23 protein-coding genes and 1 pseudogene are annotated in these 23,135 nt (G+C 67.8%); 14 read left to right on the top strand and 10 right to left on the bottom strand.

Annotated features, from left to right (window positions below; genetic code table 11):
• Nucleotides 1-116: 116 nt before the first annotated feature.
• From ACGFIF_RS25850 to ACGFIF_RS25810, 9 genes are all read right to left on the bottom strand, one after another.
• Nucleotides 117-635 carry a flavin reductase family protein gene (locus ACGFIF_RS25850; protein WP_393157924.1) on the bottom strand — a complete coding sequence of 173 codons (519 nt, stop codon included), beginning with the start codon at nt 633-635 and terminating at the stop codon, nt 117-119.
• Between the two features lie 64 nt (nt 636-699).
• Entirely contained in the window at nt 700-1,611 is a 912-nt protein-coding gene (gene mshB, locus ACGFIF_RS25845) for an N-acetyl-1-D-myo-inositol-2-amino-2-deoxy-alpha-D-glucopyranoside deacetylase (protein ID WP_393157922.1), read from the bottom strand.
• A gap of 41 nt (nt 1,612-1,652) precedes the next feature.
• Complete coding sequence (locus ACGFIF_RS25840; RefSeq protein ID WP_393157921.1) at nt 1,653-1,949, bottom strand: LuxR C-terminal-related transcriptional regulator; 297 nt, start codon at nt 1,947-1,949, stop codon at nt 1,653-1,655.
• Between the two features lie 182 nt (nt 1,950-2,131).
• Entirely contained in the window at nt 2,132-3,829 is a 1,698-nt protein-coding gene (locus tag ACGFIF_RS25835; protein ID WP_393157919.1) for an ABC transporter substrate-binding protein, read from the bottom strand.
• 188 nt (nt 3,830-4,017) lie between these two features.
• Nucleotides 4,018-5,061: an ABC transporter ATP-binding protein gene (locus ACGFIF_RS25830; protein WP_393158374.1), complete on the bottom strand. Its 1,044-nt coding sequence runs from the start codon at nt 5,059-5,061 to the stop codon at nt 4,018-4,020.
• A gap of 13 nt (nt 5,062-5,074) precedes the next feature.
• Nucleotides 5,075-6,145, bottom strand: coding sequence for an ABC transporter ATP-binding protein (locus ACGFIF_RS25825; protein ID WP_393157918.1), 1,071 nt, complete (start codon nt 6,143-6,145; stop codon nt 5,075-5,077).
• A 17-nt stretch (nt 6,146-6,162) separates the two neighbouring features.
• Nucleotides 6,163-7,167: an ABC transporter permease gene (locus ACGFIF_RS25820; RefSeq protein WP_393157916.1), complete on the bottom strand. Its 1,005-nt coding sequence runs from the start codon at nt 7,165-7,167 to the stop codon at nt 6,163-6,165.
• A 3-nt stretch (nt 7,168-7,170) separates the two neighbouring features.
• A complete protein-coding gene (locus ACGFIF_RS25815) occupies nt 7,171-8,217 on the bottom strand; it encodes an ABC transporter permease (protein WP_393157915.1) in 1,047 nt (348 codons plus the stop codon).
• A 130-nt stretch (nt 8,218-8,347) separates the two neighbouring features.
• Nucleotides 8,348-8,737, bottom strand: coding sequence for a (deoxy)nucleoside triphosphate pyrophosphohydrolase (locus ACGFIF_RS25810; protein WP_393157914.1), 390 nt, complete (start codon nt 8,735-8,737; stop codon nt 8,348-8,350).
• A gap of 53 nt (nt 8,738-8,790) precedes the next feature.
• Here ACGFIF_RS25810 and ACGFIF_RS25805 point away from each other — a divergent pair, with 53 nt between their 5' ends.
• The 14 genes and pseudogenes from ACGFIF_RS25805 (at nt 8,791) to ACGFIF_RS25740 (ending at nt 22,173) form a co-directional block, all read left to right on the top strand.
• Entirely contained in the window at nt 8,791-9,417 is a 627-nt protein-coding gene (locus ACGFIF_RS25805; RefSeq protein WP_393157913.1) for a hypothetical protein, read from the top strand.
• Nucleotides 9,418-9,524: 107 nt separating this feature from the next.
• On the top strand, nt 9,525-9,818 hold the full coding sequence (locus ACGFIF_RS25800) for a hypothetical protein (protein WP_393157912.1): 294 nt from the start codon (nt 9,525-9,527) through the stop codon (nt 9,816-9,818).
• A gap of 79 nt (nt 9,819-9,897) precedes the next feature.
• Nucleotides 9,898-10,698 (top strand): hypothetical protein, encoded by an 801-nt coding sequence (locus tag ACGFIF_RS25795; protein WP_393157910.1) that lies wholly within the window; start codon nt 9,898-9,900, stop codon nt 10,696-10,698.
• Nucleotides 10,699-10,729: 31 nt separating this feature from the next.
• A complete protein-coding gene (locus ACGFIF_RS25790) occupies nt 10,730-12,613 on the top strand; it encodes a fumarate reductase/succinate dehydrogenase flavoprotein subunit (RefSeq protein ID WP_393157909.1) in 1,884 nt (627 codons plus the stop codon).
• A gap of 69 nt (nt 12,614-12,682) precedes the next feature.
• Nucleotides 12,683-13,435, top strand: a complete 753-nt coding sequence (locus ACGFIF_RS25785; RefSeq protein WP_393157907.1) for a succinate dehydrogenase/fumarate reductase iron-sulfur subunit — start codon at nt 12,683-12,685, stop codon at nt 13,433-13,435.
• A gap of 113 nt (nt 13,436-13,548) precedes the next feature.
• Complete coding sequence (locus tag ACGFIF_RS25780) at nt 13,549-15,525, top strand: ABC1 kinase family protein (protein WP_393157906.1); 1,977 nt, start codon at nt 13,549-13,551, stop codon at nt 15,523-15,525.
• A gap of 57 nt (nt 15,526-15,582) precedes the next feature.
• Nucleotides 15,583-16,524, top strand: a pseudogene (locus tag ACGFIF_RS25775) (MFS transporter); the annotation flags it as partial.
• A gap of 118 nt (nt 16,525-16,642) precedes the next feature.
• Nucleotides 16,643-16,987 carry a hypothetical protein gene (locus ACGFIF_RS25770; protein WP_393157904.1) on the top strand — a complete coding sequence of 115 codons (345 nt, stop codon included), beginning with the start codon at nt 16,643-16,645 and terminating at the stop codon, nt 16,985-16,987.
• Nucleotides 16,988-17,017: 30 nt separating this feature from the next.
• Complete coding sequence (locus ACGFIF_RS25765) at nt 17,018-17,596, top strand: TetR family transcriptional regulator (protein ID WP_393157903.1); 579 nt, start codon at nt 17,018-17,020, stop codon at nt 17,594-17,596.
• A 73-nt stretch (nt 17,597-17,669) separates the two neighbouring features.
• Complete coding sequence (locus ACGFIF_RS25760; RefSeq protein ID WP_393157902.1) at nt 17,670-19,169, top strand: carboxylesterase/lipase family protein; 1,500 nt, start codon at nt 17,670-17,672, stop codon at nt 19,167-19,169.
• 10 nt (nt 19,170-19,179) lie between these two features.
• The gene (locus ACGFIF_RS25755; protein ID WP_393157900.1) at nt 19,180-19,467 is read left to right on the top strand and encodes a 4a-hydroxytetrahydrobiopterin dehydratase; all 288 of its coding nucleotides are present in this window, start codon (nt 19,180-19,182) and stop codon (nt 19,465-19,467) included.
• 75 nt (nt 19,468-19,542) lie between these two features.
• Nucleotides 19,543-20,583: a WD40/YVTN/BNR-like repeat-containing protein gene (locus tag ACGFIF_RS25750; protein WP_393157898.1), complete on the top strand. Its 1,041-nt coding sequence runs from the start codon at nt 19,543-19,545 to the stop codon at nt 20,581-20,583.
• 35 nt (nt 20,584-20,618) lie between these two features.
• Nucleotides 20,619-21,443 carry an acyltransferase domain-containing protein gene (locus ACGFIF_RS25745; protein WP_393157896.1) on the top strand — a complete coding sequence of 275 codons (825 nt, stop codon included), beginning with the start codon at nt 20,619-20,621 and terminating at the stop codon, nt 21,441-21,443.
• A 34-nt stretch (nt 21,444-21,477) separates the two neighbouring features.
• Nucleotides 21,478-22,173: an SDR family oxidoreductase gene (locus ACGFIF_RS25740; protein WP_393157894.1), complete on the top strand. Its 696-nt coding sequence runs from the start codon at nt 21,478-21,480 to the stop codon at nt 22,171-22,173.
• Here the strand turns inward: ACGFIF_RS25740 and ACGFIF_RS25735 are convergent.
• On the bottom strand, nt 22,142-23,107 hold the full coding sequence (locus ACGFIF_RS25735; RefSeq protein ID WP_393157892.1) for a hypothetical protein: 966 nt from the start codon (nt 23,105-23,107) through the stop codon (nt 22,142-22,144). The two genes, ACGFIF_RS25740 and ACGFIF_RS25735, sit on opposite strands and share 32 nt — an antisense overlap.
• Nucleotides 23,108-23,135 lie beyond the last annotated feature (28 nt).

The raw sequence follows: 23,135 nt of genomic DNA, 5'->3' as shown, positions 1-23,135 counted from the left end.
TCCTCCTGCTCGAAGCCGTGTACACAGGCTGCGCCCGCACGGGGCACAAGGGCACATCCTACGGGAAGGGGAAGCCCACCCGGACCGTCGGGGCAGCCCCTGGCCGCCGTTCCGGGCTACACATTCGGTAGCTCTCGGTAACCACCAGCGTAGTAGATCAACGCTCCGTGATCACCCGACTCGGGGACGCCAAGGCTGAGGACCTCCCCGACCACGATTGTGTGATCGCCCCCGTCGTACGTCGCCCAGGTCCGGCACTCCAGCCACGAAAGCGCTCCCTCGATCACCGGGCAGCCGGTCTTCGGGCCGGCCGCCGTACCGATGCCGTCGAACTGGGTATAGAGGTCCCGCCCGGAACGGGCGAACCGGTCCGCGATCGGCTGCTGGTCCCCCGCCAGCACCGACACCGCCCAGTACCCGCACTCGTGGACGGCGGCGTGCATCCGGACGCCCTTGTCGACGCAGACGAGCACCAGCGGCGGATCGAGTGAGAGGGACGTGAATGCGTTCGCCGTCATCGCGTGCGCGACCCCGGCCTGGAGCGTGCTCATGATGGTGATCCCGGACGCGAACCGACCCAGCGCCGCACGGAACTCCGCGGGCGCCACACTCCCACTGGGGTCCGAGGACGACACCCCAGCAGCCTATGCCCGCCGAAAGGTTGATGCCTCAACCCACGGTGTGGATCGGATCACCTTGTCAGAGGCCGGCGAAGAGGTCGTGCTCCAGACCGTCGGGGCCCGGGGCCGCGGTGCCCTTGACCAGCCGGTACGCCTCGGAGCCCCAGATCTCGTTGCCGTTGTTGTTCGACAGGGCGAAGAACGGGCCGTCGACGGTGATCTGGGTGGCGTGCGCCTTCATCGCGTTCATCTTCTGGTCGATGTACTCCCCGGCGTCGATCACGCAGGCGATGTACCGATCCGGGGTGACGAACGGCCCGAGCGGCCCGTCCGGGTCCATCCCCTCGAAGGTGGTCGTGTCGCCGGTCTCGCGCAGCTTGCGCAGGCTGTCGCGCAGACTCGACTCGGCCATCGCGTTCCAGTAGATCTTCGCGATGTCCCACGCCTCGCCCAGATCCTCCCGGTACGACGGAACGGCGGCGAGGGCGGCCGCGTATGTCGCGACGCGGTGCGCCTGGATGTGGTCGGGGTGACCGTAGTTGCCGTACTGGTCGTAGGTCACCAGCACCTGGGGCCGGGTCTCGCGGATCACCTGGATCAGGTCGTTCGACGCCTCGAGCAGGTCCGCCTGCCAGAAACTGTCCTTCCGGGTGTCCGGCGGGACGTCGGCGTTGCCCTCGTCGTTGTAGATCATCCCAGTGTCGCGGTACTTCCCGGGCGCGCCGAGGAAGCGGTGGTCGGTGACGCCGAGCTCGGCCATCGCGGCGGCGAGCTCACCGATCCGGTGCTCGCCGAGCTGGTCGGTCTGGTCGGCGGCCAGGTGGGTCAGCTCGGGGACGAGCACCTCACCCTCCTCACCGAGCGTGCAGGTGATCAGCGTGACACCGGCGCCCTCGGCCACGTAACGGGCCATCGTCACACCGTTGTTGATCGTCTCGTCGTCCGGGTGGGCGTGCACCAGCAACAGCCGGCGATCAGGAAGCTCACTCATGCCGAAAGCCTACGTCGCCGCTCCGACAGAAAGGCCGGCTCTCAGCCGAACCGGCGGACCAGCAGGCAGCCGGCCTGGAAGCGGGACTTGGCGCCGAGGCCGGCGATCAGGGCGCTGATCTCGGCCCGCACCGTCCGCAGCGACAGGCCCAGCTCGCGGGCGATCGCCGCGTCCTTGGCGCCGGTGGACATCATCCGGCCGATCGCCACCTGACGACTGGTCAGCTCCTTCACCGCCACCGGGGTCCGCCGGCGCGAACCCAGCTCGTAGACGTCGCACACGATCTCCGGGGCGATGTCGTCCCTCCGCACCGCAGGGACGGCCTGGTAGACCGACATTGCTCACTCCTCCCCAGTAGCTCAGGGGAAGATTCTCCCGTCCGGTCCAGACCGCCACCAGGTACAACCCATACAGTTCGCCCATACAAGTCGGGCGGCCGCGGTCCTCCCGGACATGCGGAGAGGGCGGCCGCTCCAGGCGACCGCCCTCTCCTTCAACTGTCAGTTGACCTCTACCAGGGTCAGTTCGCCTTCTTCAGCCCGATCTGGGTCAGGTCCGGCAGACCACCGGTGTTCGGGTCGGCCACGGCGTTGTCGATGTTCGAGCCCACGACGTACACGTTGAGGTCCTGAACGGTCGGCACCAGCGGCGCCGTCTTCATGATCTCGACGTACAGGTCGGACAGACCGGACTCGACCTTCGCCTTGTCGGACTCCTTGGCCAGCTCGGCCATCTTGTCCCAGCCGGCCTGGCTGCGTGCGTAGTTGTTCTGCGCTGCCTTGTTCGGAGCGGTGGTGTCCGGCCCGAACACGGACGGAACGATCGTCGTCAGGCTGGCCCAGTCGTAGCACCAGCCGGCGGTGATCAGGTCCGCGGCCGCGGAGTCCTGCTGCTGCGTCGAGTAGTAGTTGTCACCAGGGATCTTCTGGATCTCGACGTTGACGCCGGCAGCCTTCCAGGACGCCTGCGCTGCCTCGGCGGCCTTCACGGCCAGACCGGAGTCGGCGGTGGCCAGGACGAGCTTCTCGCCCTTGTAGCCGGCCTCGGTCAGCAGCTGCTTGGCCTTCGCCGGGTCACCCTGCTCCGGAGCCTTGAAGGTCTCCTCAGCCTTGTAGCCCTCCATGTCCTGCGGAATGATCGAGTCGACCACCGCCGCGAGGCGCTCGCCACCACGGCCGTCGCGGTAGGTGGTGCGGTCCAGACCGTAGTACAGGGCCTCACGCAGCTTCTGGTTCTTCAGCAACGGCTTCTGCTGGTTGAACGCGATGTACCGGCGGCAGATGTCGGTGCCCTCGACCAGCCGGTCCTTGACGCTGGCCTGGTTGGTCTTGGCGATGTTCTCCGGCTGCACACCGGCGAAGCTCACCGAGCTCTGGTCGGCCGTGCCGTTCGCGATCAGCCGCTGGTCGACGGTCGCCTCGGCGTCGCCGAACTTGAAGATGAACTTGTCCGGCAGCGCGGTGCGCAGCGGGTCCGTCTTGCCGTCCCACTGGTCGTTGCGGACCAGCACCAGTTGCTTCTTGCGCGTGTAGGTCTCGATCTTGTACGGGCCGGAGGAGACCGGACGGTTGTCGTACGCCGTCTTGGTGTCCTTGGCCGCCGGGACCGGCGAGAAGACCTTCATGCTCGCGGTGCCGTCGAAGGACGAGACCGGGCGGTTCAGCTTGAAGATGATCGTCTTGTCATCCGGCACCTCGATCGCGGTGCAGCCCTTGCCGCCGTTGTTGCCGGCGACGTACGGGCCCTTGTAGCCCGGGCAGTCGAGGTACTCGTGTGCGTACGGCGCACCCTCGGCCATGTCGGCGGAGAACGAGCGCTCGGCGTTGTACTTGATGTCGGCCGCCTTGATCGGCGTACCGTCCTCGTACTTCAGCCCGTCCTTCAGCTTGAAGGTCCAGGTCTTGAAGTCCGGCGACGACTCGTAGCTGTCGGCCAGGTCCTTCTCGAGGATGATCTTCTTGGCTTTAGCGTCGTACCGGTAGTCCGTCAGCGTCCGGGTGATCAGCTTGCCGATCATCTGGGAGTCGGTCACGAAGTTCCGTGCCGGGTCGAGGTGCTCCACGTCGTTGACGTGGTAGACGGTGACGGTGCCCCCCTTGGCACCGGCCGTGTCCTGTCCGGAGGGCGTGCCTGTTTCATCCCCACCACCGCAGGCAGCCGCCGTAAGGGTCAGGACGAACCCAAGGGCGATCGCCCCGGTTCGTTTGACGTTGTCCATGGCCAGCATTCCTTTCCTATATGACGTTCGTCGCCGGGTCACGGCGGCTTGTGAGAGTGAATCTCCCGTCATTTCGCGGACATCAACTCACGTATTCACAAGAGGCGCAATGACAGTTCGGCCCGGGTGACCGGATCGTGACCCCTATCAGTGCAATACCGAAATCTCACCGATGCTCTCGGTAGTGGTCAGATCACATCGCGTTCCTCCGGGAAGTGACAGGCCGCCTTGTGCCCGGGGGCACCGATCTGCAGCAGCGGCGGCTCCTGCTCGGCACAGATGTCCTGCGCCTTCCAGCACCGGGTCCGGAACCGGCAGCCCGAGGGCGGGTTCAGCGGGCTCGGGACGTCGCCGGTGAGCCGGATCCGCTCCCGGTGGGCCAGGGCGTCCGGATCGGCCTCCGGGACCGCCGACAGCAGCGCGTGCGTGTACGGGTGCCGGGCGTGGTTGTACAGCTCGTCGCGGTCGGCGGTCTCGACCACCTTGCCCAGGTACATCACCGCGACCCGGTCGGAGATGTGCCGGATCACCGACAGGTCGTGCGCGATGAACAGGTAGGCGAGGCCGAACTCGTCCTGCAGGTCCTCCAGCAGGTTGACGATCTGGGCCTGGATCGACACGTCCAGCGCCGACACCGGCTCGTCGCAGACGATCAGCTTCGGGCGCAGTGCCAGTGCGCGGGCGACGCCGATCCGCTGCCGCTGGCCGCCGGAGAACTCGTGCGGGTAGCGGTTGTAGTGCTCGGGGTTCAGCCCGACCCGCTCCATCAGGGCCTGGACGGCCTTCTTGGTCCCGGTCTCGGTCTTCACCTTCTGGATGTCCCACGGCGACGCGATGATGGCGCCGACCGTCTGCCGGGGGTTCAGCGACGAGAACGGGTCCTGGAAGATCATCTGGATCTCCCGCCGGTACGGTCGCATCTTGGCCCGGCTCAGGTGGCTGATGTCCTTGCCCAGGAACGTGATCGTTCCGGCGGTGGGTTCGTCCAGCCTGGTCACCAGGCGGCCGGTGGTGGTCTTCCCGCAGCCCGACTCGCCGACCACGCCGACGGTCTCGCCGGCGTGGACGGACAGGTCGACGCCGTCGACTGCCTTCACCGCGCCGGTCTGCTTCTGGAAGATGATGCCGCGGGTGACCGGGAAGTAGCGCTGCAGCCCGGTGGTCTCGAGCAGCAGTTCCCCCTGCGCGGGCTTCTGGGCCGGCGCCTGCTCGGCCGATGTCGTCGTCACGATCGCTCCTCGCCCATCACAACTTCGGCTTGATCTGTTCGGCGAACACCTGTTTGCGCTTCTCGGAGTCGATGTGGCAGCGGACCCGATGCCCGCCGGTGTCGATCTGCAGCAACTCCGGCACCTCGTCGGTGCACGAATGCCCCTCGACGTACTGCTGGTAGTCGCAGCGCGCCTGGAACGGGCAGCCCTTGGGCAGGTTGATCAGGGACGGCGGGGTGCCGCGGATCGACTTCAGCCGTCCGTCGCCGCTGCGGTTCACCCGCGGGATCGAGCCGAGCAGACCCCAGGTGTAGGGCATCTCCGGCCGGTAGAAGATGTCGCGAACGTTGCCGGATTCAACGACCCGGCCGCCGTACATGACCACGACGTCCTGGGTCATCTGGGCGATCACGCCGAGGTCGTGGGTGATCATGATGATGGCGGAGTTGAACTCCTTCTGCAGGTCAATCATCAGGTCGAGGATCTGGGCCTGGACGGTGACGTCGAGCGCCGTGGTCGGCTCGTCGGCGATCAGCAGCTGCGGGTCGCACATCAACGCCATCGCGATCATCGCGCGTTGCCGCATCCCGCCGGAGAACTGGTGCGGGTAGTCGTCGAACCGCTTCTGCGGCGAGGGGATGCCGACCCGGTCGAGCAGGTCGATGGCCCGCTTCTTCGCCACCGACTTCGGGGCGTCGTTGTGGACCAGGTAGGCCTCGGTGAGCTGGTCGCCGACCCGGTAGAACGGGTGCATCGCCGACAGCGGGTCCTGGAAGATCATCGCCACCTGCTGGCCGCGCAGCCGGCGGATCTCCGGCACGGACATCCCCACCAGCTCGGAGCCCTCCAGCCAGATCTCACCGGTCACCTGCGCCCGGCTGCCCTTGTGCAGGCCCATGATGGCCAGACTGGACACACTCTTGCCGGAGCCGGACTCGCCGACGATGCCAAGGGTCTTACCGCGTTCCAGCGTGAAGCTCAGGCCGTTGACCGCCTTCACCACACCGTCGTCGGTCGGGAAGTGCACCTGCAGGTCCTTGACCTCCAGGAACGGCCGGGCGGCCTCGGGGCCTGCCGGTACGGCACTTGTCACGGACTCGGTCACTGTTTCTCCTAGCCGGGTCAGGACAGCCGCACGCGCGGGTCGATGACGGCATACAGGACGTCGACGATGATGTTCGCCACGACGACGAAGATCGCCGCGAACAAGACGACGCCCATGATCGCGGGCAGGTCGTTGCTGAGCACGGAGTCGATCGCGAACTTGCCCAGCCCGGTGATGCTGAAGATCTGCTCGGTGATCACCGCGCCGCCGAGCAGGCCGCCCAGGTCCAGGCCGAAGATGGTCACGATCGGGGTCAGCGCCGACCGCAGGCCGTGCTTGAACACCACCGTCCGTTCGTCCAGGCCCTTGGCCCGGGCGGTCCGGATGTAGTCCTCGTTCATCGTGTCGATCATGTTGGCGCGGGTGAGCCGGGTGTAGAGCGCCGCGAACACCAGCGCCAGCGTCATCCACGGCAGGATGTAGAACTGCACCCATTTCGCCGGACCGACAGTGAACAACGCCGCGTTCGCCGTGTCGGGGAACGGCAGCCATTGCAGTTTGACGATGAAGACGTACAGCAGCAGGTAGCCGAACACCAGCGTCGGGAAGGACACACCGAACAACGCGATGCCGACGCTCAGCTTGTCGATGAACTTGCCCTTGCGTAAGGCCGCGACCAGACCGAGCATCACGCCGAAGAACAGCCACAGGACGGCCGCACCGAGGGCCAGCCAGAAGGTCGCCGGGAAGGCGTCGGAGATCGAGTCCCAGACCGGGATGCCGTTCTGGTACGACTCCCCGAAGCACGGCCACGCGCACTCGCGCTCGCTGCCCTCGGAGCCGATCGTGCGGCCGCCGGGGCTGACCAGACCCTGCATGTAGGTCCCGTACTGGACGATCAGCGGATCGTCGAACCCGTACGTCGCATTGACCTGCGCCACCGTCTCGGTGTTGCAGTTCTTTCCACAGATCAGCAGGGCGGGGTTCGCCGGTGTCGCCCAGAACAGGAAGAACGTGATGGCACTGATGACCACCAGGATGACGACCGTCTGGAGCAGCCGGCGGATTACGTAGCGTCCCATCGGTCAGCCCCTTCCGGCGCGCGGGTCGAGGGCGTCGCGGACCGAGTCACCGAGCAGGTTGAACGCCAGCACGGTGATGAACAGCGCCATCCCGGGGAAGAACAGGTAGAGCGGGTTGCTCTCGATCCAGTCCGACGCGTCGGCGATCATCCGGCCCCACGAGGCGGTCGGCTCCTTGATCCCGACGCCCAGGAACGACAGCGCGGCCTCGGCGGTGATGTAGCTCGGGATCAGCAGCGTCGTGTACACCAGCAGCGTCGGCAGCAGGTTCGGCAGGACCTGCCGGAAGATCACGTAGGTCGGACCGGCGCCGAGCGAGCGGGCCGCCTCGACGAACTCACGCTCGCGCAGCGACAGGGTCTGCCCCCGCACTATTCGGGCCAGATAGGCCCAGCCGAAGAATCCGAGCACGAACATCAGCACGCCGAGTCTCAGCTTGTTGTCGTCCGGGATCCCGAAAAGGTCCTGGCCGCGCTCGGCGATCACCGGCGTCAGCGCCATGATGAACAGCAGGGTCGGGAAGCTCAGCATGATGTCCATCAACCGGCTCAGCAGCGTGTCGATCCAGCCGCCGAAGTAGCCCGACACCATCCCGATCACGGTGCCGAGGATGACCGCGATGATCGTGCCGCCGAGGGCGACCAGCAGCGACACCCGGGTGCCGTACACCAGCCGGGAGAACACGTCGCGGCCGTTCTGCGGCTCGACACCGAGCCAGTGCTCGCTGCTCGTCCCGCTCCCCCACAACCCGCCGATCGGAATACCGCCGTCACGGGTGTTGAGCAGCGGATTGCCGCTCGCGTCGGTCCGGTTGAACTGATCCGGCGGGAAGCCGTTCAGTTTCACGATCAGTGGCGCGAAGATCGCCACCCCGATGATGATCAGGATCACGATCGCGCTGATGATCGCGATCTTGTCCTTGCGCAGCCGGGCCCAGGCGATCTGGCCGAGTGAACGGCCCTCGATCTGCTTGGCCTCGGCCGTCTCGGCAAGAGCATCTGCCGGCAGATCACCTTCGGGGGATTGCGACTCGGATACCCCCAGCGTCATTACCTGTCACCCGTCCTTCACCATGAGTGCTCCCCCCGGTGGCCGGTCGCCTGCCGAGTTGCGGGAACACTACGCATCTCGAAGTGTGGACGCTAGCCGCGCCGGGCACCAGTCACCGAATCGTGACGGTTCAGGTGCCGTCCTTCAACCTGTCCCGCACCGCCGGCAGGAAGGGCCGGTCGGCCGGCAACCAGTCGAGCGCCTCGAGGTCGCCGGCACCCACCCAGCGGATCTGCGCGTGCTCGAGCGGCTCGGGCTCACCCGCGACCAACTCGGCGGCATACACGCGCAGGACGTAGCACTCGTTGATCGGTACGTCGATGCCGAGCGACTCGCCGATCGTGACCTCCAGGCCGAGTTCCTCGCGGAGTTCCCGGGCACCGGCGACGTGATCCGTCTCACATGGCTCGACTTTGCCGCCGGGAAACTCCCAGCCGCCGCCCGGCCCGTCGCGGAGCGCCGCCAGCACTGTGCCGTGCCGGATCACCGCCACGCCGATCACCCGCTGCCGTTCGCTCACGGACACGCACTGTGCCAGACGAACTGTCGACGGCCTCCGGCAGGATGATCGGCATGCCGTTGCAGAACAGGGTTCTGCCCACCCAGGAGATCGTGGCCGAGCCCGGCCGCGGTCTGCTGATGGGCAACCGCGGCACGCTGCACGGCCCCGACCGCCGGCTCGGCACCACCCGCTGGCGATCGAAGGCGTGGATCTGCTGTGTCCTGGACTGGAAGGGCGTTCGGCGCGATCCGATGCCGCCGGGACGCTGGACCGCTTTGTTCTTCTTCGACGAGGCCGTCGCCCTCGCGGCCGGCCACCGCCCCTGCCATTACTGCCGTCGCAGGGACTTCCTCCTGTACGCCGGTGCCTGGGCCGGTGGCCGCAACCTGGACGAGCGACCACGAGCCGCGGCGATGGACGCCCAGCTCCACCTCGAACGCGTCGACCCGCGCACCCGGCAGCAGCGCGCCACCATCCAGGAACTCGACGAACTCCCTGACGGCGCGATGATCCGGTACGACGGCCGCCCGGCCCTCGTGCTCGGCCATCACGTGCTGCCCTGGTCCTGGGACGGGTACGGCGATCCGGTCCGGCCACCCGGGCTGCACCAGGTCGCCGTACTCACGCCGCCGGCGAATCTCGTTGTACTGAAGGCGGGATTCGCTCCATTACTCCACCCGACGGCGCTCGGCAACTGAGGTAAGCCTTACTAGAAACACGCCGTACCGAGGGGTCTTCCGTTGGGCGCCTGGCAGGGGCAAAGTGTGCCCATACTGACAGCTACAAAACAATCACTGGAGTCGGCATGGGTGAAGGCACCAGCGGCGTAGCCGCGGTCGTCCGCGCGCTCGAGACGCTGCATGCGGCCGTCGGGAAACTCAGCCAGGAGTACGGTGACACCCTCGGCATCCGCCGGTTGGTGTCGGACGTGGCCAGGCTGAACGACGATCTGGCCGAGCTCGGCCCTCCCGACCCCCGTCACATACCCGGACCTGTTCCGGAGGAACTCGAGGAGATTCCCGACGTGGAGTATGACGCGTCCATGTGGACTGACGCGGAGCATGAAGGCTTCGGCGCGCCGGATCGGCACGCCCCGTGACCGAGCGCAGCGAGGGAACAATTAAACACAGGAGCGCTTCGCCAGCAGGATCGCCCGCAGCGCAGCGAGGACGATTCTGATGGCGACTGGTGTTGACGCACCCGGTCGCGCACAGATCGGGGAGAAAACCCTAAGAACCGATCGCTGGTGGCTGGCGCCGCTGCGGATCGGGGTGATCCTGGCCTTCTTCATCATCTACGCGACGGTCCGGATCTTCATGAACCAGTGGTATTGGGTCGACGCGTACCACTACCTCACCCCGCTGTACTCACCCTGTATCAGCGACTCCTGTGTCCCCGGCTCCAGCCACCTGGGCACCTGGTTCCCCAAGTTCCCGGTGTTCCTGCCGCTGAGCATCATCACCTTCGCGGTGCTGGCCGGCTTCCGTGGCACCTGCTACTACTACCGCAAGGCCGGCTACCGGTCGCTGTTCTTCGCACCGGCCGCGTGCGCGGTCCCGGAGCCGCACAAGAAGTACACCGGTGAGAGCAAGTTCCCGCTGGTCGCACTGAACCTGCACCGCTACTTCTTCTACGGTGCGATCGTCTTCGGTCTGCTCAACGTGTACGACGGCATCCTCGCCTTCCACGGCAAGGACGGCGGCTTCGGCATCGGCCTGGGCACGGTGATCATCTGGGTCAACCTGGTGATGCTCTGGCTGTACACGTTGTCCTGCCACGCCTGCCGGCACATCGTCGGCGGCCGGCTGAAGAACTTCTCCAAGCACCCGCTGCGCTACCGGTACTGGACCTTCGTGTCCAAGCTGAACCCCAAGCACGGCACGTTCGCGATGACGTCGCTGTTCACCGTGATCCTGACCGACGCCTACATCATGGCGTTGTCGGCCGGCTGGTTCTCCGACCTGCGCATCTTCAACTGAGCAGCATCTACTCTTTGGGACCTTCTCTCTCATGACTGAGCTCGAACGACACTCCTACGACGTCGTCGTGATCGGGGCCGGCGGCGCCGGTCTGCGTGCGGCGATCGAGGCCCGCGAACAGGGCAAGCGCACCGCGATCGTGTGCAAGTCGCTGTTCGGCAAGGCCCACACCGTGATGGCCGAGGGCGGCTGCGCCGCGGCGATGGGCAACGCGAACTCGAACGACAACTGGCAGGTCCACTACCGCGACACGATGCGCGGCGGCAAGTTCCTGAACAACTGGCGGATGGCCGAGCTGCACGCCCAGGAGGCCCCGGACCGGGTCTGGGAACTGGAGACGTACGGCGCCCTGTTCGACCGGACCCCGGACGGCCGGATCAGCCAGCGCAACTTCGGCGGCCACACCTACCCGCGGCTCGCCCACGTCGGCGACCGTACCGGCCTGGAGCTGATCCGCACCCTGCAGCAGAAGATCGTCTCACTGCAGCAGGAGGACTTCCGCGAGACCGGCGACTACGAGGCCAACCTCAAGGTGTACGCCGAGTGCACCGTCACCGAGCTCCTCAAGGACGGGGACGCGATCTCCGGTGCGTTCGGCTACTGGCGCGAGTCGGGCCGGTTCATCCTGTTCGACGCACCGGCCGTGATCCTGGCCACCGGCGGGGTCGGCAAGTCGTTCAAGGTCACCTCGAACTCGTGGGAGTACACCGGTGACGGGCACGCGCTGGCGATGCGAGCCGGCGCGACGCTGATCAACATGGAGTTCATCCAGTTCCACCCGACCGGCATGGTCTGGCCGCCGTCGGTGAAGGGCATCCTGGTCACCGAGTCGGTCCGCGGTGACGGCGGTGTGCTGAAGAACTCCGAGGGCAAGCGGTTCATGTTCGAGTACGTGCCGGACGTGTTCCGGGCGCAGTACGCGGAGACCGAGGACGAGGCGGACCGCTGGTACAAGGACCCGGACAACAACCGGCGGCCACCGGAGCTGCTGCCGCGCGACGAGGTGGCCCGGGCGATCAACTCCGAGGTGAAGGCCGGCCGCGGTACGCCGCACGGCGGTGTCTTCCTGGACGTGTCGTCCCGGCTCCCGGCCGAGGAGATCACCCGCCGGCTGCCGTCGATGCACCACCAGTTCAAGGAGCTCGCGGACGTCGACATCACCGCCGAGCCGATGGAGGTCGGCCCGACCTGTCACTACGTGATGGGCGGCGTCGAGGTCGACCCGGACACCGCGCAGTCCGTCGTACCGGGGCTGTTCGCGGCCGGTGAGGTGGCCGGCGGCATGCACGGGTCGAACCGGCTGGGCGGCAACTCGCTGTCCGACCTGCTCGTGTTCGGCCGCCGGGCCGGCATGGGTGCGGCGATGTACGTCGACGGGCTCGGCGCGGAGCGGCCGAAGATCGCCGAGGAGGACATCGACACGGCGGCGGCCGAGGCGCTGGCACCCTTCGAGCTCGAGGGCGGCGAGAACCCGTACACGATCCACCAGGAACTGCAGCAGTCGATGAACGACCTGGTCGGCATCATCCGCAAGGAAGAGGAGATGGAGCAGGCGCTCGGCCGGCTGGCCGAGTTCCGCGGCCGGATCGCGAAGATGACGGTCGAGGGCCACCGGCAGTTCAACCCCGGCTGGCACCTGGCCCTCGACCTGCGCAACATGCTGACCGTGTCGGAGTGCGTGGCGAAGGCGGCGCTGCAGCGGCAGGAGTCGCGCGGCGGTCACACCCGGGACGACTACCCGGGGATGAACGCCGAGTGGCGCAAGCTGCTGCTGGTCTGCTCGCTCGACGCCGACGGCGGGGTGAACGTGGTCCAGAAGGACCAGATCCCGATGCGCGAGGACCTGCTGGAACTGTTCGAGCTGGACGAGCTGAAGAAGTACCTGACCGAAGAGGAGTTGCCGGCGCATGACTGAGCGAAGCGAGGGCATCAAAAAGCACAGCGAGTTCTGCTCATCGGCGCCCGCAGCGCAGCGAGGACGCCGATGAGTTACAAAGGCAAGTTCCGTGTCTGGCGCGGAGACTCTGAAGGCGGCGACCTCAAGGACTACGAGGTCGAGGTGAACGAGGGCGAGGTCGTCCTCGACGTCATCCACCGGCTGCAGGCGACCCAGGCGCCGGATCTGGCGGTCCGGTGGAACTGCAAGGCCGGCAAGTGCGGCTCCTGCAGTGCCGAGATCAACGGCATGCCGAAGCTGATGTGCATGTGCCGGATGAATACGTTCGCCGAGGACGAGGTCGTCACCGTCACGCCGATGCGCACCTTCCCGGTGATGCGGGACCTCGTCACCGACGTCTCGTACAACTACACCAAGGCCCGGGAGATCCCGGCCTTCACGCCGCCCGTGGACGTGAAGCCGGGTGAGTACCGGATGCAGCAGGTCGACGTGGAGCGCTCGCAGGAGTTCCGCAAGTGCATCGAGTGCTTCCTGTGCCAGGACACCTGCCACGTGATCCGGGACCACGAGGAGAACAAGGAGAGCTTCTCCGGTCCCCGCTTCCTGATGCGGATCGCCGAGCTGGACATGCACCCGCTCGACGCCGCCGACCGGCAGCACGAGGCCCAGGAGCAGCACGGCCTCGGCTTCTGCAACATCACCAAGTGCTGCACCGAGGTGTGCCCCGAGCACATCAAGATCACCGACAACGCGCTGATCCCGATGAAGGAACGCGTCGCCGACCGCAAGTACGACCCGCTGGTCTGGCTCGGCAACAAGATCCGCCGCCGCCCGGCCTGATCTCCCAGCACGCCCCCCGGCCGCGCGCCGGGGGCGTTCTGCTGCCCGGCTCGGGGTCGGGTCACCCGCGCGGGTGAGCCGGAGCGACGGGCCCAGCGCCTAGGGTTCCGGGCATGGACGTCGTACTCGTCGGGTTGATCAACGTCGGCATCTTCATGGTGATCTTCGTGCCGATCTCGCAGCGGCTGCTCGGCGTGCGGTTCGGGCTGGTGCGGCTGGCGATCGGCGCGGGGGTCACGCTGGCGGTGTTCAGCCCGCTGATGAACGCGCTGGTCGGCCCGCTGCCGTGGACGGGCTCGAACGGCGCCGCGGCCGCGTTCCTCGGCCTGACCGCGGTCTGCTCGATGCTGGCCGGCCTGGTCTTCCTGGTGCTGTCCGAGGCGCTGGTGCCGACCGGCTCGTTGCCCCGGGCCCGCGATCTGCGCCGCGACCTCACCGGCCGGATCACCCGGACCAAGCGGTACCTGCAGATCCTCCGGATCGCGATCCGGCACGGCCTCGGCCCGTACATCCGCGGCCGTCGCCGCCCGGGCCGCGAGAACGCCGCCGGCCAGGCCGAGCTGGCCCGGTCGCTCCGCCTCGCCCTCGACGAGGCCGGTGTCACGTTCGTCAAACTCGGCCAGGTGCTGTCGACTCGCAGCGACGTCGTCCCCGCCTCCGTCGCCGACGAGCTGAGCCGTCTGCAGGACCAGGTCTCCCCCGCGCCGTGGCCTGAGATCGAGGCCGTCCTCACCGAGGAGCTCGGCGCGCCGCCGCACCAGTTGTACTCCGGCTTCGACACCGAACCACTCGCTGCGGCCTCGGTCGCCCAGGTCTACACGGCTCGCCTGCCCGAGGGCGCGGACGTGGTGGTCAAGGTCCAGCGGCCCGGTATCGCCGCGGTGGTGGATCGGGATCTCGACATCGTCCGGCGGCTGGCCCGGCTGCTCGAGCGGAACACCGACTGGGGCCGGTCGATGGGCGTCCGCGCGCTCGCCGACGGGTTCGCCGAGGCGATGCGCGAGGAACTCGACTTCACCGTCGAGGCCGGCAACATGACCACGGTCGCGGCCGGCCGATCCGTTGTCTCGAACAACGACCTGGTCGTGCCCGAGCTCTACCCGCGGGGCTCCACCCGCCGGGTGCTGACGATGCAGCGGCTGGACGGCATCGGCCTCGGCAACGCCGCTCAGGCGATCGCCGACCGTGGTCTGGATGCGGCCCGGCTCGGCCGCGTGCTGTTCGACTGCCTGCTCGGTCAGGTCGCGATCGACGGTGTCTTCCACGCCGACCCGCACCCGGGCAACTTCCTGCTCCTCGCCGACGGCCGGATCGGCATGCTCGACCTCGGCTCGGTCGGCCGGCTCGATCCGGCCACCCGGGAGGCGCTGCAGCGGTTCCTGCTCGCGATCGACCACGGCGATCCGGTCGCCGCGACCGATGCCCTGCTGGAGATCGTGTACCGCCCCGACGTCATCGACGAACGCAGTCTGGAGCGTGCCGTCGGCCAGTTCATGACCCGCCACCTCGCCGCCGGGGTGGCGTTGGGGCCGGCGATGTTCAACGACCTGTTCAAGATCATCACCGCACACGATCTCGGCGTACCGCCGGAGGTGGCCGCGGTGTTCCGGGCACTGGCCACGATCGAGGGGACCATCTCGCGCATCTCCCCCGGGTTCGACCTGGTTGCCGCGTCCCGCCAGTTCGCCGCGGCCCATGTGACCGACCGCCTCGCTCCGGAGGCACTCCGCCGTACGGCGACCGAGGAACTGGCGACGTTGTTGCCGATGTTGCGGCGACTGCCACGCCGGATCGACCGGATCGCCGCCGCGGCCGAGAGCGGCCGGCTGGGCCTGAACGTCCGGCTGCTCGCGGACGACCGGGACCGCCGGCACATCACCACCCTGCTGCATCAGGTCCTGCTCGCGATCCTCGGCGCCACCGCCGGTCTGATGGCGGTCCTGCTGCTCGGGACCCCGGGCGGTCCGAAGGTCACCGAAACGATGACCCTGTTCCAGCTGTTCGGCTACAACCTCCTGGTGATCTGCGCCGTCCTGGTGCTGCGCGTCCTCGTCCTGGTCTTCCGGCTCCCCGACAGCAGCCGCACTTGACTTATGGCGCACTTGACTTACGGCGCACTTGACTTCAAGGGAGCTTGAACTTCGAGGATGTGCACCATGTCCTCGACCACCGCCCCCGCCGCGACTCCCCAACGACTGTTCAGCGGCCGGCACCTGCCGCTCGTCCTCGGCGTGATCGGACTCGTCACCCTCGGCGCGTTCGAGAACCGCGCGGTCGGTACGGCGTTGCCGACGATGGTGCGGGAGTTCGACGCACTCGGCAGCTTCGGGCTGGCCAACGCGGCCCCGAACGCCAGCTACCTGATCTCGCTCGCGATCGCCGGCCTGTGGTCCGACCGTCGCGGCCCGATCCCCACCCTGCGGGTCGGCGCGATCGCGTTCACCCTGGCCCAGTTGCTGGTCGGTACGGCGGCCGCGATGCCGATGGTGGTCGCCGGACGACTGCTCAGCGGGTTCGCGGAAGGACTGCTCGACGTCTCGCTGATGGTATTGGTCGCCCGTGCGCTGCCCGCCGTACTGCGGCCGAAGATGTTCTCGCTGTTCGCCGCGATGTGGATCCTGCCGTCGGTGCTCGGTCCGGTGCTGACCGGTCTGGTCACTGAGCAGTTCGGCTGGCGCTGGGTGTTCCTGGGTGCGGTCCTGCTGATCGTGCCGAGCTGGATGCTGCTCGGTCCGGCGATGCGACAGTCGTTGAACGCTCCGGCGCCTGAGCGCAGCGCAGAGGACGCGGCCGAGTTGGCTGCTTGGCGGGCGGCGCTTCCGTGGGCGCTGGCCGCCTCGGTCGCGTTGTTCTCGATGACGCTGGCCGGTGATCACCTGGAGGCGCATCGGGTGATCGCCGGGATCGCGATCCCGGTCGCGCTGGTGGTGCTCGCGCTGGCCGCCGTACGGGTGATGCCGAAGGGGACGTTCGTGGCGCGGCGCGGGTTTCCGGCCGTGGTCGCGGTTCGGGGACTTGGTGGTGCGGCGTTCGCCGGAGCCGGTGCCTATCTGCCGCTGTTGCTCACGCTGCAGCACCAGTTCAGCCCGTCGCGTGCCGGCGTGACGTTGTCGATCACCGGGGTGAGCTGGGCGTTCGGGTCCTGGCTGCAGGGGCGGAACCACGGCATCCGCCCGGGTCAACGTGCTGCGCTCAGGTCTCGCGTTGATGGCAGCCGGCCTGGCGGTCACGTCGCTGCTGGCGTGGACGGATGCGACCACGTGGTTCGGCTTGATCGGGTGGGCCTTCGCCGGTGTCGGGATGGGCCTCAGCTCGTCGAGTCTGTCGGTGCTCACGCTGGACCTGTCCGACGCCGGCAACTCGGGCCGCAACAGCAGCGCCGCCCAGATGGCCGGCACGATGAGCATCGCCACCGCCCTCGCCGTCAGCGGCACCCTGCTCGCCCTCAACGCCGCCGACCCACAGCCCTGGGTCTTCGGCGCCATCATCACCGCCAGCGCCGCGATCGCCCTCCTCGGCCTCCTCACCGCGGGCCGGATCCGGCCGGCTTGAGAGTTTGCTCGCGTGAGCTAGAGTTTGCTTGTGCGAGCAAAACGAACGCTTACCGAGCAGGCGCGGCGGGGTCAGATCGTGACGGCGGCGATCGAGGTGATCGCGGCGAGCGGGTCGGCGCAGGCGAGTTTCAAGGCGATCGCCGAGCAGGCCGGGCTGAGCAGCACCGGGCTGATCTCGTATCACTTCGCCAACCGGCAGGAGCTGATCGAGGAGGTCGGCCGGCAGATCCTGGAGACGTTCGGCGACTTCGTGCTCGAGCGCACCCGGGGCATCGAGGAGCCGGCCGAGGTCCTGCACGCCTTCGTCGAGGCCAACATCGCGTTCCTGCGCACCCACCGTTCCCATGCGGCCGCGCTGGTCCGGATCAAGCAGGATGTCGCACCGGCCGAGCTGGCGCGATCGGACCAGGACCGGTTGGCCGACGTACTGCGGCTGGGTCAGGCGAGCGGCGTACTGCGGCAGTTCGACCCGCATCTGGTCGCGGTGTTCGTGCTGTCGATCCGGGACGGCATCGTCCGCCAACTCGAGCTCGAACCCGACCTCGACCTGGACGCGGCCGCCCGGGAGTTCGCGGCGCTGGTCGACCTCGCCACCCGGAAGGCCTGACATGCGTGTGATCGCACTGACCCTGACCCTCCTCCTGGCACTAATTGCCTGTAGCAAGGATGTGAGCCCTCAAGTGACAACCCAAGGCCCGGTCGTCCACACCGACACCGGCGACGTCCGCGGCACCGTTCATCCGGACCACCGCGTCTTCCAAGGCATCCCGTACGCCGCTCCACCGGCCGGCGAACTCCGCTGGGCACCCCCGCAACCCGCGCAGCCGTGGACGGGTGAGCGCGCCGCCACCAAACCCGGCAGCCCGTGTCCGCAACTGAAGAACGCGATCGCCGACCTGTCCGGGACGAACGAGGACTGCCTGTTCCTCAACGTCACCACCCCGACCAAGCCGGGCGACAAGAAACCTGTCATGGTGTGGATCCACGGCGACGGCGCGATCGGCTCCGGTGACATCTTCGACGCGACACGGCTGGCGGTGGACGGCGACGTCGTCGTGGTCACCTTCAACTTCCGCCTCGGCGTCTTCGGCGGCTTCGGCCATCCCGACCTGAAGGACTCCGGCACGATCGGCCTGCAGGACCAGCGCGCCGTACTGCAGTGGGTCAAGCGCAACGCGGCCGCATTCGGCGGCGACCCGGGCAACGTGACGCTCTTCGGAGTCTCGTACGGCGCGTTGTCGACCAGCGCGCACCTGATGTCGAAGGAGTCGCACAGCCTGTTCCACAAGGTGATCATGCAGAGCGGGTTCACCCTGATGGACATGCCGGCCGGGGCGGTCTACGAAGGCATCCCGGCGCTGCCCTGGTACGGCTGGACCACCACGAAGGACGCCCAGACCCAAGGTGTCGCCCTCGCGCAGCAACTCGGGTGCAAGGACCTGGCCTGCCTGCGCAAGATCCCGGTCGCCAAGCTGCTCGAAGTTCCGCAGGTGATGAACATCTTCCAGCCGTATGCCCTCGGCAACGACCAGCTCCCGACCGATCCGGTCCAGGCGCTGACGGACGGTGAGTTCGCGAACGTCCCGGTGCTGTCCGGCACAACGCGCGACGAGCACACGACGTTCGTCGCCTTCTTCCGCGAACTGGCCGGCACGCCGGTCACCGCGGCGGCCTACCCCGAACTGCTCCGCAAGGCCTTCGGCGACCAGGCTGCGACGAAGATCCAGGCCGAGTACCCGCTGAAGGACTACGCGACACCTGGCCTGGCCTGGGCGGCGGTGATCACCGATCGGATGTGGGCCAAGGCCCAGCTGAAGCAGAATCAGTTGCTCTCGGCAAAGAACCCGCTGTGGTTCTACGAGTTCGCGGACCGCAACGCCCCGTTGGACATTCCGTTCCCGAAGGGGTTCCAGGCCGGCGCCTGGCATGCGGGCGACGTACAGTACCTGTTCCGCTCCGGGAAGACGGAGATGACCAAGGACCAGCTGGCGCTGTCCAACGCGATGATCGGTTACTGGACCAACTTCGCGCATCGCAGCGATCCGAACGGCGACGGTCTGCCGGAGTGGCCGAAGTTCACCACCCCGGACACGGTCCAGTCGCTCGCACCGAACGCGATTCGCCAGGTCGACTACGCACAGGAGCACCGGCTGGCTTTCTGGGAGCAGCTTGGGGTCTAGAGTGTGCCGCATGGCTGAGCTGCTGACCGACGACCAGATCGACCAAGCGATCCGCGACCATCTCCCGCTGTGGAAGTTCGCGGACAACGGGCTGGTCCGCAGCGTCAAGCGGGAGACGTTCCTGGACGGCATCCGCCTGGTCGCCACGGTCGCCCAGCTCGCCGAGTCGATGAACCACCACCCGGACATCGACATCCGCTACACCACCATCACCTTCCGGGTCAGCAGCCACGACGCCGGCGGCATCACCGAGGACGACCTCGTCCTCGCCCGCCACATCGACACCGCCGCCGGCTGACCGCTTCCCGTCATGTCGTAGGTCCGCCAGCCGGAGTTCTGGCCGAGGGCGGTGCGTCCCGCGTACATCTGGACCATGCTCGCCAACGCCCTCGCCGCCCTCCTTGTCCTTCCCCAACTGACGAACCCCGGCTGGTTCTGGAACCGGCCGCACTGCGACACCGTGTACGGCGATGGGTCGGTGACCATCACCGAGACCGACGGTGCGACGCTCGCGCCGACGACCGAGAAACTGCGGCCGGTCACGTACGCGAAGGTGGCGGCACTCGAGGAGCCGAACACCCTGATCACGATCGGCCGCCAGTCGATCCAGCGGTCGAGTGACGCCGGGTGCAGTTGGCAGCTGCTCGACAAGGCACCGGACGACTTGAGCGCGTACGACGTCCAGCCGGGCCCGGGCGATACGGCGTACATCTACAGCGTGAACGACCAGCCGATCCACCGGGTGAAGGGCAGCGCCGTCACTACTGTCCGAGGACCGGTGAACGGCGGCGGACTGGCCGCGCTCGTCGCCGCCCCGGGCAGGCTGCGCGTGGTCGCCGGCGACGGTCAGCTCTACGACTCGTACGACGACGGGCTCAGCTGGCAGCACATCGGCGTACCGGCGGCGCGGGATCTCTTCGTGTACGACGCGGTGGTCGATCCGCGGGACCACGACCACATCGTCATCGGGGTGATGTCCGACGGCGTCTACGTCACGGACGACGGCGGCCAGAGCTGGACCCGGTCGGAGCCGGTCAGCCGGGTGAACGCGTTCAGCCTGGCCATCTCGCCGGCCGATCCGTCGAAGGTCTGGATGGAAGGGTACGACCGGGACCGCTCGATCCGGTTCATCTGGGAGTCGGCCGACGGCGGGCTGAAGTTCGAGCCGGTGCTGGACCAGAGCCGGGCGACGCTGATCAACGGCAACCAGATGTGGGCCAGTCCGGTCGACCCGGATCTGCTCTATTTCAGTTACGGTACGTCGTTCGCCGGTTACGGTGCGGACCTCTACCGGTTCCGCCCGTCCACCGGCGAGCTGACCAAACAGCACAACCGCAACGACGGCATCCCGTCGCTGGCCTTCAGCCCGGCGGATCCCAGAATTCTCTACCTCGGATTGGCCGAGGAGCGGTAAGTCTGTGCCTGGTCCGGATCGGATACCGTTGGCGAGTGACGACTGCCGAGGAGTACCGCCTGCTGGGGTTCAGCGACGAGGACCGTGACGCCGCCGAGGCCTTCGAGGCGGACCCGGTCGTCGTCAAGGATCTGGCCGACCAACTGCGCGCTGCGCTCGGCAAGCTCGGCAGCGAACCGGAGCTGCGGATGCCCGAGGACCCGCGCAACTCGGTCCAGGCCTTCCTCGACACGTTGCCGGACGTACGGCGCTTCCATGCCGAGCGCGGCATCCCGGACGACATCAGCTGGGCCTCCCTGGCCGACCTCGGCCAGCAGCTGAAGGTGCATCGCCGGACCTTCGGTGAGTACGGCCTGGAGACGCACTGGTGGATGACGGTGCACTGGACCGGCCAGATCTACGCGCTCGGCCGGCTGCAGTACCTGCTTCACCAGCCACCGGCCGACAAGCCCGTGCCCGGAACCGAGCCGGGTGAGTGGGTGATCGGCGTCCACATCCCGGAGACCGGTCCGCTGACACCCGAGCTGGTCGACGAGAGCTTCGCGCAGGCGCGGGAGTTCTTCCCGCGGTACTTCCCGGAGTACCCGGTGAAGACCGCGAACCTGTGGTCCTGGCTGATCGATCCGTACCTGCTCGACAACCTTCCGCCGGAGTCGAACATGGTCCGGTTCGGCCGCCGCTTCACGCCGTACGGCGTACCGAACGACAGCCAGGACAGCGCGATCTTCTTCACCTTCCGGACGCACGGTCTGGAGCGGCTGGACGAGTTGCCGCAGGACACCACGCTGCAGCGGCTGGTGGTCGGCCGGATCAAGGACGGCGGCACCTGGCAGAGCGCGTACGGCTACGTCCGCCTTTGACCTAGAGCGTTGTCTAGCACCTAGCGTCGGTCGCATGACTGTCACGCTGATCACCGGAGGCGCCAGCGGCATCGGTGCCGCCGCGGCCCGGCAACTGCTCGACCTCGGTCACCAGGTCACCGTCACCGGCCGGGACAAGGCCCGCCTCGACGCGTTCAGAGCCGCCGTCGGTAGCCCAGCCGGCCTGCTCACCGTGCCGGGTGACGCGGCCGAGCCCGCGGCGGCGGAGGGCGCGGTGACGCGGACCGTCGAGGCGTTCGGCCGGCTGGACAACATCGTCGCCAACGCCGGGTACGCGACCCACGACTCGATCGGCGACGGTGATCCCGAGGGCTGGCGGCACATGATCCTGACCAACGTCCTCGGGCCGGCCGCGCTCATCCACTACAGTCTGCCGCCACTGCGCGAGACCCGCGGCCGCATCGTGCTGGTCGGCAGTCTTGCCGGGCATGTGAACACGCCAGGCAACATCTACGGTGCGACGAAGTTCGCGGTCACCGGGCTCGCCGAGAATGTCCGCCAGCTCGTCGCCGGCGACGGCATCGGCGTCACCCTTGTCTCGCCGGGTGCGGTCGAGACCGCGTTCTCCGATCCGGTCGGCGGGCTCGAGCCTGGCCGTCCACGGATCAGCGCGGACCAGCTTGCGGCGACGATCGTGTTCGCCCTCACTCAGCCGGCCGAGGTCGACCTGAGCACGCTCATTGTCCGGCCGGTCGGCTCCGCTCGGTAGGAGGGCCGTACTTGGTCAGCCAGCTGACCAGCTCGATGTTGCTGACGCACCGGACATCCGGTTGTTTGCAGGTCTCCGCGACGAAGCTGGTCAGGGCGTCGGAGTAGACGCTGTTGTTCCAGCGGTTGAAGTGGTTGCCGAGGAACAACGGCGGGTTGCCGTTCGCCCGGGACTTCGCGAGCGCTTGCCGATACGTAGCGAGGACCTGCGCCTTCAGCACCGGCGCCTGCGCGATCGGCGCGGTGCGCGCGCCGGTCTGGGTGAACCACAGGTTGTAGTCCATCGTCAGCGTGCTCTTACCGGTTCCGGCCAGCTCGACCGACTGCAGCGGGAAATTCCACAGACCGCCCGACTTCTTCGGCCAGGCGATCACCCCGGGCTCGGACGCGTCGTACAGCATCCCGCGCTGCACCATCGCCTGCCGGTACGCCGGTCGATTGCCTTCGAGGCACGGCGTCCGCATCCCCTTCACCGTGGCCGGATCGAACGGCGCCGCGACCGGCTTGCCGGCGGCCAGCGTCGGACCGGTCCGCACCATCTGGTCGAACGACTGCAGTTCCGCGGTCCACTGCGCTGTGGTCCACCGGCCGACGCCGGTCGTGCCGCAGAAGTGACCGTTCGCGTGGGTGCCGATCTCGTGGCCTTCGGCGATCGCCTGCCGGAGTACGGCGGCCCGCGCCTCGATCGCGCCCGCGTCACCACCCCAGCCGAGGTCGGACGCGCCGGGCTTCTTGTACGGCGGCTTGTAGTCGGTCCGGCGTGCGGACGGGTAAAGGTACGGGCCGGACAGGAAGAACGTCATCCGCGCGTCGACCTGCTTGGCGACCGCCCGCCAGCGAGCCCACAGAGCGAGGTCACCGGCGCCGTCGAACGAGACGACCACGAACAGCGGCGGCTTCCCGTCCGCCAACCGTGCCGGAAAGCTCCCGGTCACGGGTGCTGCAGCCTTGTCGCCCGGCTTC

Origin of the sequence: Kribbella sp. NPDC049174 (genome assembly GCF_043197365.1) — a bacterium.
In the GTDB taxonomy this organism is placed as follows: domain Bacteria; phylum Actinomycetota; class Actinomycetes; order Propionibacteriales; family Kribbellaceae; genus Kribbella.
The sequence above is the reverse complement of the archived record's forward strand: the minus strand, read 5'-3'. Positions and strand labels throughout refer to the sequence as shown.

Excerpts from the sequence above, each read along its gene's own strand:
- ACGFIF_RS25835 (WP_393157919.1), bottom strand. The coding sequence starts at position 3,829 with ATGGACAACGTCAAACGAACCGGGGCGATCGCCCTTGGGTTCGTCCTG.
- ACGFIF_RS25815 (WP_393157915.1), bottom strand. The coding sequence starts at position 8,217 with ATGACGCTGGGGGTATCCGAGTCGCAATCCCCCGAAGGTGATCTGCCG.
- ACGFIF_RS25750 (WP_393157898.1), top strand. The coding sequence starts at position 19,543 with ATGCTCGCCAACGCCCTCGCCGCCCTCCTTGTCCTTCCCCAACTGACG.
- ACGFIF_RS25795 (WP_393157910.1), top strand. The coding sequence starts at position 9,898 with ATGGCGACTGGTGTTGACGCACCCGGTCGCGCACAGATCGGGGAGAAA.
- mshB (WP_393157922.1), bottom strand. The coding sequence starts at position 1,611 with ATGAGTGAGCTTCCTGATCGCCGGCTGTTGCTGGTGCACGCCCACCCG.
- ACGFIF_RS25805 (WP_393157913.1), top strand. The coding sequence starts at position 8,791 with ATGCCGTTGCAGAACAGGGTTCTGCCCACCCAGGAGATCGTGGCCGAG.
- ACGFIF_RS25800 (WP_393157912.1), top strand. The coding sequence starts at position 9,525 with ATGGGTGAAGGCACCAGCGGCGTAGCCGCGGTCGTCCGCGCGCTCGAG.
- ACGFIF_RS25785 (WP_393157907.1), top strand. The coding sequence starts at position 12,683 with ATGAGTTACAAAGGCAAGTTCCGTGTCTGGCGCGGAGACTCTGAAGGC.
- ACGFIF_RS25770 (WP_393157904.1), top strand. The coding sequence starts at position 16,643 with ATGGCAGCCGGCCTGGCGGTCACGTCGCTGCTGGCGTGGACGGATGCG.
- ACGFIF_RS25780 (WP_393157906.1), top strand. The coding sequence starts at position 13,549 with ATGGACGTCGTACTCGTCGGGTTGATCAACGTCGGCATCTTCATGGTG.
- ACGFIF_RS25790 (WP_393157909.1), top strand. The coding sequence starts at position 10,730 with ATGACTGAGCTCGAACGACACTCCTACGACGTCGTCGTGATCGGGGCC.
- ACGFIF_RS25820 (WP_393157916.1), bottom strand. The coding sequence starts at position 7,167 with ATGGGACGCTACGTAATCCGCCGGCTGCTCCAGACGGTCGTCATCCTG.
- ACGFIF_RS25755 (WP_393157900.1), top strand. The coding sequence starts at position 19,180 with ATGGCTGAGCTGCTGACCGACGACCAGATCGACCAAGCGATCCGCGAC.
- ACGFIF_RS25740 (WP_393157894.1), top strand. The coding sequence starts at position 21,478 with ATGACTGTCACGCTGATCACCGGAGGCGCCAGCGGCATCGGTGCCGCC.
- ACGFIF_RS25840 (WP_393157921.1), bottom strand. The coding sequence starts at position 1,949 with ATGTCGGTCTACCAGGCCGTCCCTGCGGTGCGGAGGGACGACATCGCC.